The 11231-nt window shown below is 69.5% G+C and carries 9 protein-coding genes; 3 read left to right on the top strand and 6 right to left on the bottom strand.

The window, feature by feature from the left end:
• Positions 1-519: 519 nt before the first annotated feature.
• Positions 520-2538: an elongation factor G gene (gene fusA, locus AC07RM_RS39740; protein ID WP_495337987.1), complete on the top strand. Its 2019-nt coding sequence runs from the start codon at positions 520-522 to the stop codon at positions 2536-2538.
• 46 nt (positions 2539-2584) lie between these two features.
• Here the strand turns inward: fusA and AC07RM_RS39735 are convergent, their stop codons facing one another.
• The 6 genes from AC07RM_RS39735 to AC07RM_RS39710 form a co-directional block, all read right to left on the bottom strand.
• A complete protein-coding gene (locus AC07RM_RS39735) occupies positions 2585-3715 on the bottom strand; it encodes a zinc-binding dehydrogenase (RefSeq protein WP_057593558.1) in 1131 nt (376 codons plus the stop codon).
• A 112-nt stretch (positions 3716-3827) separates the two neighbouring features.
• The gene (locus AC07RM_RS39730; RefSeq protein ID WP_495337986.1) at positions 3828-4430 is read right to left on the bottom strand and encodes a dual specificity protein phosphatase family protein; all 603 of its coding nucleotides are present in this window, start codon (positions 4428-4430) and stop codon (positions 3828-3830) included.
• Positions 4427-4918, bottom strand: coding sequence for a hypothetical protein (locus AC07RM_RS39725; RefSeq protein ID WP_422099689.1), 492 nt, complete (start codon positions 4916-4918; stop codon positions 4427-4429). The genes AC07RM_RS39730 and AC07RM_RS39725 overlap by 4 nt, the downstream gene beginning before the upstream one ends.
• On the bottom strand, positions 4915-6063 hold the full coding sequence (locus AC07RM_RS39720; RefSeq protein ID WP_093355200.1) for an MGDG synthase family glycosyltransferase: 1149 nt from the start codon (positions 6061-6063) through the stop codon (positions 4915-4917). Before AC07RM_RS39720 ends, AC07RM_RS39725 begins: the two co-directional genes overlap by 4 nt.
• A 367-nt stretch (positions 6064-6430) precedes the next feature.
• Positions 6431-7876 carry a nicotinate phosphoribosyltransferase gene (locus tag AC07RM_RS39715; RefSeq protein ID WP_495337985.1) on the bottom strand — a complete coding sequence of 482 codons (1446 nt, stop codon included), beginning with the start codon at positions 7874-7876 and terminating at the stop codon, positions 6431-6433.
• Between the two features lie 72 nt (positions 7877-7948).
• Positions 7949-9022 carry a bifunctional nicotinamide-nucleotide adenylyltransferase/Nudix hydroxylase gene (locus AC07RM_RS39710; RefSeq protein ID WP_093355204.1) on the bottom strand — a complete coding sequence of 358 codons (1074 nt, stop codon included), beginning with the start codon at positions 9020-9022 and terminating at the stop codon, positions 7949-7951.
• A gap of 206 nt (positions 9023-9228) precedes the next feature.
• On the opposite strand from AC07RM_RS39710, the gene AC07RM_RS39705 reads away from it, so the two are divergent.
• Complete coding sequence (locus AC07RM_RS39705) at positions 9229-10029, top strand: pseudouridine synthase (RefSeq protein WP_057593553.1); 801 nt, start codon at positions 9229-9231, stop codon at positions 10027-10029.
• Positions 9996-11129, top strand: coding sequence for a winged helix DNA-binding domain-containing protein (locus tag AC07RM_RS39700; RefSeq protein WP_495337984.1), 1134 nt, complete (start codon positions 9996-9998; stop codon positions 11127-11129). The genes AC07RM_RS39705 and AC07RM_RS39700 overlap by 34 nt, the downstream gene beginning before the upstream one ends.
• The last annotated feature ends 102 nt before the right edge of the window (positions 11130-11231 follow it).

Genomic DNA, 11231 nt, shown 5'->3' with positions numbered 1-11231 from the left:
CCCCGCAGCGAAATAAAGGAGGAGCCCGAAGGGCGGGGGACATTCGCGGAGGGGAGTACCCCGTCGGCGTGAGCCCGTCCCGATGCGTCGTGGTGTCGTCCCAACACGCGCATTCAACAAGGCTTGTCTTGATTGAAGAGCACACCCACAATCCGCCCCACCATGAAATTCACCCAAGCCATCGAAGCCGGCCTCACCGCCACCTGACACCGCCTTCGATCGCGTTCGGAAGGCGTTGCGCCTTCCGGTACTGAAAACCCCGGCAGGCCCGTCCTCCGGGGTTTTGTCTTTTCCGTCTCTCACTTCTTCATCGCCATGCGTACCTACGACAAGCTGATCGCCACGATTCGCCTCCGCCGGAGCGTGGCTTCCGTGCGCCCGGGCTCCGGCCGCCGCATCAGCAGATTGCACGACACCGTTCGTCGCTAGCCCTCAGGCGAATCCTTTCCGCCTGGGGGCCGGCACATGCCCACCAGGCTCTCGAAGCCGTGCTTCGAGCCAGAGAAAGAAAGATTCGCCATGACCCACACACCCAGGAACCTGCGCAACATCGGCATCATTGCCCACGTCGACGCCGGCAAGACCACCACCACCGAACGCATCCTGTTCTACGCGGGCGAGAACCATCGCATCGGCGACGTGAGCCGCGGCACCGCGCGCATGGACTTCGATGCGCAGGAGCGCAAGCGCGGTATCACCATCAGCAGCGCCGCCATCACGTTGCAGTGGAACGCGACCCAGATCAACCTGATCGACACGCCTGGCCACATCGATTTCAACATCGAGGTGAACCGCTCGCTGCGCGTGCTCGACGGGGCCGTGGTCGTGTTCGACGGCGTGGCCGGCGTGGAGCCGCAGACCGAGACCAACTGGCGCCTCGCGGACCGCTATCGCGTGCCGCGCATCGCCTTCGTCAACAAGCTCGACCGCCTGGGCGCGGACTTCCCGCGCGTGGTCGCGATGATGGAAGAACGCCTGGGCGTGAAGGCCGTGGCGGTGCAGTGGCCAATCGGCGCGGAAGGCGACTTCCGCGGCGTGGTCGACCTGTTGGGCCTGCGCGCGCTGGTCTGGGACCTCGACGATGCGAGCCGGCCGTACCGCGTGACCGAGGTGCCCGCCGAGCTGATGGCCACCGTGTTGCAACAGCGTGCGCGGCTGGTGGAGCTCGCCGTCGAGCAGGACGAGGCCGCGATGCTGGCCTACCTGAACGGCGGGGAGCTGTCGGCCGAGCTGCTGCGCGGCTGCATCCGCAAGGGCGTGCTGGCCGGTGCCTTCGTGCCCGTGCTCGCGGGTTCGGCCTTCCGCAACCGCGGCGTGGAACCGCTGCTCGACGCCATCGTCGACTGGCTGCCGAAGCCCGGCGAGGTGGCGCTGCCCTGCGATCCGCAGGCGCCGTTCGCGGCGCTGGCGTTCAAGGTGGCGAGCGACGACCACGGCGCGATGGTGTTCGTGCGTGTCTACAGCGGCCGGCTGCGGCGCGGCGACAGCATGCTCGACGCCACCACCGGCCGCATCGAACGCGCGGCGCGGCTGTACGAGGTGCAGGCGGGCGACCGCATCGAACGCGACGAACTGGTGGCCGGCGACATCGCCGGCATCGTCGGGCTGAAGGACACGCTGACCGGCCACACGCTGTGCGACCGGCAGCATCCGGTGCAGCTCGAACAGATCGGCGTGCCCGAGCCCGTGCTCCACGTCGCGATCGAGCCGAAGGCGCAGGCCGACCAGCAGGCGCTGGCGAAGGCACTGCAGGTGCTGCTGCGCGAGGACCCGAGCCTGCGGCTGCGGCAGGACGCCGAGTCGGGCCAGACCATCGTGTCGGGCATGGGCGAGCTGCAGCTCGAGGTCTCGATCGAGAAGCTGCGCGAACGCTTCGGCGTCGAAGTGTCGGTGGGACGGCCCCAGGTCGCCTGCCGCGAAACGGTAGCTAGAGAAACGGAGGTGCACCATGTGCACAGGAAACAGAACGGCGGCCAGGGCCAGTTCGCGGAGCTGAGGCTGCGCATCGCCCCGCGCGGGCGCGGCGAAGGCATCGCGTTCGAGAACCGGGTGGTGGGCGGCGCGATCCCGCGCGAGTTCATCCCCGCGATCGAGGCCGGCATCCGCCGTGCCGCGCAGTCGGGCGTGCTGGCCGGCTATCCCTGCGTGGACTTCGTGGCCACGCTGCTCGACGGCAGCCACCATGAACGCGACTCGTCGGCGATGGCCTTCGAGTTCGCGGCCGCCGCGGCCTTCCGCGAAGCGGCGGCGCAGGCCGGGCCGCAGTTGCTCGAGCCGGTGATGGCCGTGGAGGTGACCACGCCCGCCGAGCATGTGGGCGACTGCATCGGCGACCTGCACCGGCGGCGCGGCATGGTGCGCGGCCAGGCGATGCGCGGCAACGCGATCGTGGTCGAGGCCCATGTGCCGCTGGCGCGGATGTTCGGCTACATCGGCAACCTGCGCGCGCTGTCCTCGGGCCGCGCGCAGTACGCGATGCAGTTCGACCACTACGCCGCGGTGCCCGCGGGCGAAATGGCCGGCCTCGTGAAACGTTGACGGCCCCAGAGGGCGACCCGCGAGGGTCGCCCTTTTTTTGCTTATCTCAGGCCGCGATGCCCTTGTTGGGATTGAGCAGGAACTTCTCGCCCGTCGCCTGTTTGCCGTAGACGCCGATCGCATCGAGCTGCAGCGCTTCGGTCAGCGAGACCTCGCGCGTGTAGCGGCTCGCGAAGGTGGTCTTGAGCTCGGCCACCACGCGTGCGCGCAGCCGCTGCGTGCCTTCGGCACCGAGCTTCTGCAGGAACGGGAACAGCAGCCAGCCGCCCATGCCCCAGGCCATGCCGAAGTTGCGCACGAACTCGGTCGGGCCGCGGTCCAGGCCGCCGTAGATGTAGACCTGCTTGTGCGTGGTCGAGCCGTAGCGGCTGTATTCCTTGGCGGTGCGGTTGAGCGCCGCTTCCATGCAGCCGAGGATCTGGCCCGCGAGCTTGCCGCCGCCGGTGGCGTCGAAGGCCAGGGTGGCGCCGGTCTCGACCAGGGCCTGCGTGAGATCGTCGAGGAAGGTGGGCGAGGCGGCGTTGCAGACGTACTTGGCGCCGAGGCCGCGCAGCAGCGCTTCCTGCTCGGGCTTGCGCACGATGTTGACGAGCGCGATGCCGTCTTTCTGGCAGATCTTGTTGAGCATCTGGCCGAGGTTGGAGGCGGCTGCCGTGTGGACCAGCGCGGTGTGGCCTTCGCGCTTCATGGTCTCGACCATGCCGAGCGAGGTCAGCGGATTGACGAAGCACGATGCGCCATCGGCCGGCGCGGTGCCTTCGGGCAGCTCGAGGCATTGCGCGACGGCCACCGCGCGGTACTGCGAGTACATGGCGCCGCCGATCGCGGCCACGGTCTTGCCGAGCAGCGCCTGTGCCTCGGGCGACGAACCGGCCTTCACGACCGTGCCCGCGCCCTCGTTGCCCACGGGCATCGACTGGTCGAGCCGGCCCGCCATCGCGGGGCGCGCGCGCTCGGGCACGGTGGCGGTGACGACCGGGCGCTCGGCGCTGCCCGAGGCCTTGGCGGTCGCCATGTCGGCGGCGCCGAACAGCAGGCCGAGGTCCGAGGGATTCATCGGCGAAGCCTCGACGCGGATCACGACCTCGTGGGCCTGCGGTTCGGGGATGGGTTCGTCGTGCAGCGAGAGCTCGAGCTCGCCGTTCGAACGGACGAGGGAACGCAGTTGGAGTGCCATGGCGGATGCCCCTTGTGAAGCGGATGAAGCGTGTGCGGAAGGTGGGTGCGACCGGCCGCCGGGGGCCGGCGCGGGCCAGTATAGGAGCGGGCCGCGAAGCCTGCTGGCGCCTTCAGGACAGCCCCGGAACCACCGGTGTCGCGGGTGCCTGGGCCAGCGCGTGGCGCATCTTCTCGGGGTCCACGCGCTCGATGTAGCGCGGGATGTTGCGCCACAGCGTGTGGTAGCCGTAGCCGCCGCGCAGCATCTCCTGGCGCGCGGCCTCCTTGTCCCAGCCCTGCAGCGCCATGCGGTAGACGGCGGAGACGACGCCGGTGCGGTCGGCGCCGTGCATGCAGTGGATCAGCACCGGCCCGTGCCGCTCGGCGTCGAGGATCGCGTGCAGCGCGCGCTGCACCTTCGCGTCGTCGATGTCCCAGGTGTTGATCGGCACGCGCACCAGCCGCATGCCATGGCCCGCGAACACCTTGCGGTCGTCGTTGAAGGAACGCAGGCTGACCACGGTGCGGATGCCGAGCGACTGCAGCGCGGCCACGTCCTTCGCGCGCGGCTGGGCGCTGCGGTAGAGCGTGGGCGTGAGGCGATGCAGGTTCTCCACGCCCAGCGCATCGAGCGGATCGGCCCAGTGGTCGGGCCGCTCCACGGGCGCGGCCTGCGCCTCGCGCTGCGCCCGCCGGGCCTCGCGCATGCGGCGCACGATGTTCGCGCGGCTCATCGGCGCGGCCAGTGCCGGCGCACCAGGATCAGCGCGGCGACCGCGAGGCCGCCCCAGTAATCGACCGGCGCGCCCCACATCCAGTGCTTGTGCCAGAAGGCCTTGGTGGGGTTGAAGTTGTCCCAGCCGAAGGCCGGGTTGATGAGGAACCAGAGGAAGTCCTCGCAGACCCAGAACACGATCAGGCCCGCGAGCGCGAGGCCCCAGTCGCGCAGCTTCCAGCGGCCCGAGAAGGCCAGCGGCGAGAAGAACACCAGCGCCATGAAGGTGAAGACCCAGGCGTGGTAGCCGGTCATCGCGCGGCCGCCCCAGAAGATGTCGAGCCAGATGCTGTTCTCGATGCGCCAGGTCGGCAGCGAGGTGGCCCAGCCGGCGCCGCCCTCGATCTGGATCTCGGCATTGGCGAAGAAGAAGGCCATGGTGACGACCCAGGCCAGGTACACGAGGGTGCGGCCCACGGTGGGCTTGTCTTCGTTTCTCCAGCTCATGCCGAGGGCCCCAGCACGCGATCGAGCACCGCGCGCGCGGCCCGTGGCTTGCCCAGCGCCTTGCTGCGCTGGGCCATGTGGGCGAGCTTGGCCGGATCGGCCATCAGCCGCGCGACCTTGTACTCGAGGCCGATGGCGTCGTAGGCGAGCCAGCCCGCGCCTTCCTCCATCAGGAAGCCGGCGTTGTGCTCCTCCTGGCCGGGGATCGGCGAGATCAGCAGCATGGGCTTGCCGAGCGCGAGGCATTCGGAGACCGTGAGGCCGCCGGGCTTGGTGACGACGAGGTCGGACGCGGCCATGAGCTTGTGCATCTCGTTGGTGAAACCCACGGCCACCACGCGGCCCGGATGGCGCGCCGCGAGGGCCTGCAGCCGGCCGTGCATCTCGGCATTGCGGCCGGCCACGGCGATCACCTGGAAGCGGCCGCCGGGTTCGTCGCCGGCGCCGAGCGCGAGCACGCGCTCGACCATGCTCGAGAGATCGCCCACGCCGGCGCCGCCCGAGACCATCAGCAGCACGGGCCGCGCGGGATCGAGGCCGAGCGCGGCGGCGCAGGCGTCGCGCTCCAGCGCATCGGGTTCGGAGAAGGCGGGCATGACGGGAATGCCGGTGACGTGGATGCGCTCGGGCGGAATGCCGCGCGCGCGCAACCTGAACGCGACCTCCTCGGTGGCCGCGAGGTAGCCGGTCATGCCCGGCACCAGCCACATGTTGTGCAGGTCGTAGTCGGTGACCTGCAGCCACACCGGATACTCGATGCGCCCGCGGTTACGCTCGCGCATCAGCAGCTCGGCCGGCAGGAAGTGGGTGCAGATCACCGCATCGGGCTTCTCGCGCCGGATCTCGCGCACCAGCGCGACGGTGCTCAGCCGCTCGATGCCGCGGCGCATGCGCTGCGAGGGCGCGTGGTGCGGCGTGACGTCGGTGCGCTGGTGCAAGTACGACCAGAGCTCGGGTGCGCGGTTCACGAGCTGGATGTACCAGTCGGTGTAGACCTTGCGAAAGCCCGCGGGCACGTGGGCCATGGCGTCGATGTGGACCGCCGGGCAGGGCGGGCTGAGGGATTGGGCGGTGGCGGCGAGGGCCTGGGCGGCCCGCACGTGGCCGTTGCCCGCGCTCACGCTGAGGATCAGGAGTTTGGTCATGTGTTCGGCGGTCTGCGCGGATTATGGCTAGGGCTTGTGGCAGTGCGGGGATCGGGTTCGAGGCGTTGGGGGAGGGCTCACTGACGGGCGTTCCACGGTTCGGGACGGGCTCACGCCGACGGGGTACTCCCCTCCGCGAATGTCCCCCGCCTTCGGCTCCTCCTTTATTTCGCTGCGGGGAGTACCCCATCGGCGTGAGCCGGGACGCAATCGTTGTTGAACCGCCGGCACCACCGCAGCGCCTCTCGTGGACAGGGTATCGGGTGCTTCCCGCAGCGAAATAAAGGAGGAGCCCGAAGGGCGGGGGACATTCGCGGAGGGAAGTACCCGATGCCCTGTGCACGCGCCCCCGCCCCAAACAAACCGATCAGAGCGGCGCCCGAGAAGTCACCAACCGCCCAACGCCAGAAGCGGCAAGTCCACGTATCCCTTCGAAACTGCTTTCACGAACGATCCGCCCGTTCTCATACACGGTCTCGAGCAGATCCACCTGCCCAGACTCCAGAACTTGCTCGGCACGCTGCGTGCGCACTTCGCCATCGGCAGAGGCAGCCAGCACCAGCCGCCCCTTCTTCGAGGTCTTGCTCGTGTCGCCCACGGGTGCCTTGTAGACGTCGCGCCATTCGCCGTCGACCTGCATCGCCGAGCACTTCATCGCCCATTGCATGGTGTCGCGGTTCACCTGCTGCAGCAGCCCGCCGCCCATGCCGAAGGCGATGTTCTCGGCCGAGAAGCCGTTGTGGAAGAAATTGGACAGGCACAGCCGCAATGAATCGAGCGTCACCCCGTCGCCCTGGATGATGCGCACGTTGTTCAGCACCCGGAAGCCCTTGGCATTGGTGGTCGTGCCGAAGCGCTCGGCCAGGATCTGCGCCACCTTCAGCGTCGTCTCGGCCGGGTCGCCCGAGTCGGGGCGCACCACCAGCGTCGCGCCCGAGCGGATCACCTGCTCGCGCAGCGCATCGCCCCACAGGCGGGCGCAGGCGTTGAAGATGTCGTAGCTGTCGCTCACCACCGCGAAGATTGCGCCCGGCTTGCCGAACTGCGCCACCATGTTGCGATAGGCATCGGCCTCGTGCTCGCGGCCCCAGCCCGTGATGGTGCTGTGCTCGGCCGCCGGGATCGAGAAGCCCGCCACGTCGCAGTCGTAGTAGCGGCGCGCGGCCAATAATGCGCTCAGCGTGTCGGTGCCCATGAAGTTGACCAGGTGCGCCATGCCGCCGAGCGCCGCCGACTCGAGGCTCGAGACCCCGCGCGCGCCGAAGTCGTGCAGCTTGAACGCGATCTGGCCCTGCGGATCGTCGCAGGTGGCCTCGAGGTAGCGCAGCAGGGTGGTCTTGGCCGCGGCCGAGACCGTGGCCACCGTGGTCGGATACCAGATCGCACGCAGCAGCTCGGTCTCGAGGAAGCTCGTGACCCAGAAGAACTCGGGGTCGGTGTTCTCGATCGTCGCGAGCACGTTGTGCACCGGCAGCACGCTGCCCTCGGGCACCGCGCGGATGCGCACCGGCATCAGCCCGCCGTGCTTCTCGATCAGCCGCAGCCAGCCTTCGCGGTTGAAGGGCTCGCCGTGCACCGCCATCAGCGCGGCGGCCTCGTCCACGTCGTCGCGCGTCACCGGCGTCTGCAGATATTCGCGCAGATAGGCCTGCAGCCCGAAGAACAGCGAATGGCTGAAGAGCCCGCCGCGCGACTCGATGTAGCTGAACACCGTCTGCGTGCCGGGCGGGTATTGCATCCAGTGCGACACCTTGTAGGAGTCGGTGCGCAGCAGCAGGTTGCTGCCGAGGGAGGGAGAGAGCGTGCGGTTCATGTGAAAGCTCCTTTCACGGTGGCACCCGTCAACCGGGGCCGTACTTGCTGACAAGGCCCGGGGCGAGTTCTCTCAGGACTTGCCCAGGCCACCCAGGAAATGATTGGCGATGAAGAAGTGGTCTTCGTAGACCCGCTCCTGCATGCCGAGGAATTCGGCGATCGGCACCCAGCGCACCGCGGCCGCGTCGTCGTCGGCGCGCACGTCCGACAGGCCCGCCCACTGGTTGTGCGCGAGCTCGAAGAAGAAGCCGTGCGTGATGGTGCGGCCGCGCTGCGAGCGCTCGGGCGCGTCGAACACGTGGCTGCCCTTCATGCTGCCGTGGAGCACGGGCACCGGCACCTTGAGGCGCGTCTCCTCCTTGAGTTCGCGCACCGCGGCATCGAGCAGCCGCTCCTGCTGGCCCACGAAGCCGCCGGGCAGCGCCCAGGTGCCGCGCCCCGGATGGAACTTGCGCTGCACCATCAGGATGTGGCCGGCCTCGACCACCACCGCGTCGACCGTGGTGTAGATCGGCGGGAAGTCGCTGCCCGCATAGCGGTACTTGTCGCGGTAGTCGGCGAGGAAGGCGCGCTCCTCGCAGAGCTCGGCATAGTCGGCCGTCGAGGTGAAGCGTTCGAGAAAGGCCGCGCTGCCCTCGGGCAGGTCGGCGCGCGCGAGCTGGCCGCGGTTCTCGGGATCGAAGTAGAGGTTTCGCACGTCGGTGGCGTTGAGGCTCTCGACGTTGTGCTGGCCCACGAACTCCCAGTGCGGGAACAGCTTGAGGTAGTAGCTGGAGGCGTCCTTCAGATGCCCCACCAGCGCGACCCGGGCCTGCGCGGGCGCGAGGCCGTCCTGCAGGATCAGCCGCTCGACCGCCGACTGGATCGACGCGATCCACAGCTGGTCGTTGTAGGGCGAATCGCCGACGCCGACCACGCTCACGCGCATCTGGTCGCCGCCGCGCAGGCAGGCGCGCACCATGCGTTCGCGTTCGTCGAAGGTGAAGGGGTTCTTGACGCTGCGCGGCGTGCGGTCGGAGCCGACCACCACGATCACGCGATCGGCCGCGCGGGCGGCTTCCTCGATGAGTCTCTGGTGACCGAAGTGGACGGGCTGGAAGCGCCCGATGACGATGGCGTAGTGGTACTTGCGTGTGGTGCTCATTTGGGAATCCCCCAAAAAGGGCGCGATCAACTCGCGCTTGCCGCCACGATAGCACCGGCCTCGCATGCGGCGCAAGCCGGACAAAAGGCTTACGCCCTGCGCGCTGGCGATAATCGGCCATGCCCGCGCCTCCTCCCTCCAACGGTCCGTCCTCCTTTCGCCGCGCACCCGCGCCGCAGTCCGCGCAGGCCTCGGCCGACGGCCCCATGCGGCTCAACAAGCGCATGGCCGAACTCAAGATCTGCTCGCGCCGCGAGGCCGACGAATGGATCGCCAACGGCTGGGTCAAGGTCAACGGCAAGCCGGCCGAGATGGGCGTCAAGGTCACGCCCGCCGACCGCATCGAGATCGACAAGGCGGCCAAGGGCCAGCAGGCCAACCAGGTCACCATCCTCATCAACAAGCCCATCGGCTACGTCAGCAGCCAGGCCGAGGACGGCCACGAGCCCGCTGTCACGCTGTTCACGCCCGCCAACCGCTGGGCCGAGGACAACGCGCGCTTCTTCTTCAACCCGCAGCAGCTGCGCGGCCTCGCGCCCTGCGGTCGGCTCGACATCGATTCCATCGGCCTGCTGGTGATGACGCAGGACGGCCGCGTCGCGCGCCAGCTGATCGGCGAGGACTCGACGATGGAGAAGGAGTACCTGGTGCGCGTGGCCTACCACGGCCTGGGCCAGCCCGCGCCCACCGGCCAACTGGTGCGCATGGACGACGACGACCCGGTCACGACCAACGTGCAGGCCGTGTTCCCGCCCGCGATGCTCGCCAAGCTGCGCCATGGCCTGAGCCTCGACGGCCAGGCGCTCAAGCCCGCGCGCGTCGAATGGCAGAACCCCGAGCAGCTGCGCTTCGTGCTGACCGAAGGCAAGAAGCGCCAGATCCGCCGCATGTGCGAGCTGGTCGGCCTCAAGGTGGTGGGCCTCAAGCGCGTGCGCATCGGCAAGGTCATGCTCGGCAACCTGCCGCTGGGTCAATGGCGCTACCTGGCACCGCACGAGAAGTTCTGAGCCTGCGCGCGCTGAACCGCGCCACGCTGGCGCGGCAGATGCTGCTGGCGCGCCAGCGCCTGCCGGTGGCGCAGGCCATCGAGCGCCTCGCGGGCCTGCAGGCGCAGGCACCCAATCCGCCCTATGTCGGCCTCTGGAGCCGGCTCGAGGAGTTCCCGCGCGAAGCCCTGACCGAGGCACTGCGCCGGCGCCGCGTGGTGCGCCTGTCGATGATGCGCGCGACCCTGCACCTGGTGAGCGCGCGCGATGCGCTGGCCTGGCGGCCGCTGCTCGATGCGGCGCACCAGCGCGGTTTGCTGGGCAACCACAAGCGCGCGCTCGAGGGCGTCGAGCGCGCCGAGGCGCTGGCCATGGGGCGCGCACTGCTCGACGAGCGTGCGCGCACCAGCACCGAGCTCGGCCAGGCCTTGCTCGAACGCTGGCCGCACAGCGAGCCGGCCTCGCTCGCCGGGCTGATCCGCAACAACCTGCCGCTGGTGCACCTGCCGCCCGCGGGCAGCTGGAATTCGCACCAGAACGCGCTGCTGCAGTGGCTCGGCACCTGGCTCGGCAAGGAGGAAGAAGAGCAGGGCGCAGCCACGCAGGACGACCTGCTGCTGCGCTACCTCGCCGCCTTCGGCCCCGCGACCCTGGCCGATGCGGGCGCGTGGTCGGGCCTCACGGGCTGGAAGGCCGTGGCCGAGCGTCTCGGCGCGCGGTTGCACCGCTTCGAGGGCCCGCAGGGCGAAACGCTGTTCGACCTGCCGCGCGCGCCGCGTCCCGACGAAGCGACGCCCGCGCCGCCGCGCCTGCTCGCCGAGTGGGACAGCCTGCTGCTCGCGCACGACGACCGCGGCCGCGTGCTCGACGAGGCGCATCGCCCGCGCGTGTTCACCATCAACGGCATCGTGCGCGGCACGGTGCTGATCGACGGCTTCGTCGCGGGCACCTGGAAGATCGAGCGTGCGAAGGGCGCCGCCACCGCCGTGCTCGAACCCTTCGCGCGCTGGCCCTCGGCCGGGCGCGAGGGCGCCGAGCAGGAGGCGCTGCGCCTTTTGGCCTTCACCGCCGACGCGCCCGGCGAGCGCCATGCGGTGCGCGTCGCGCGGCCCGCTGCCTGAGCGGCGCCTGACCCCTCGGGCGGTACGGCGCCTAAGCACCGTCTAAGTATTCGCCCTTAGTCTGCGCCGTGGCGCAGGCACTACCGATCATCCCGTTCGCGT

The organism is Variovorax sp. GW821-FHT09B05, assembly GCF_059418265.1.
This window is presented reverse-complemented; position numbering and strand designations above follow the sequence as displayed.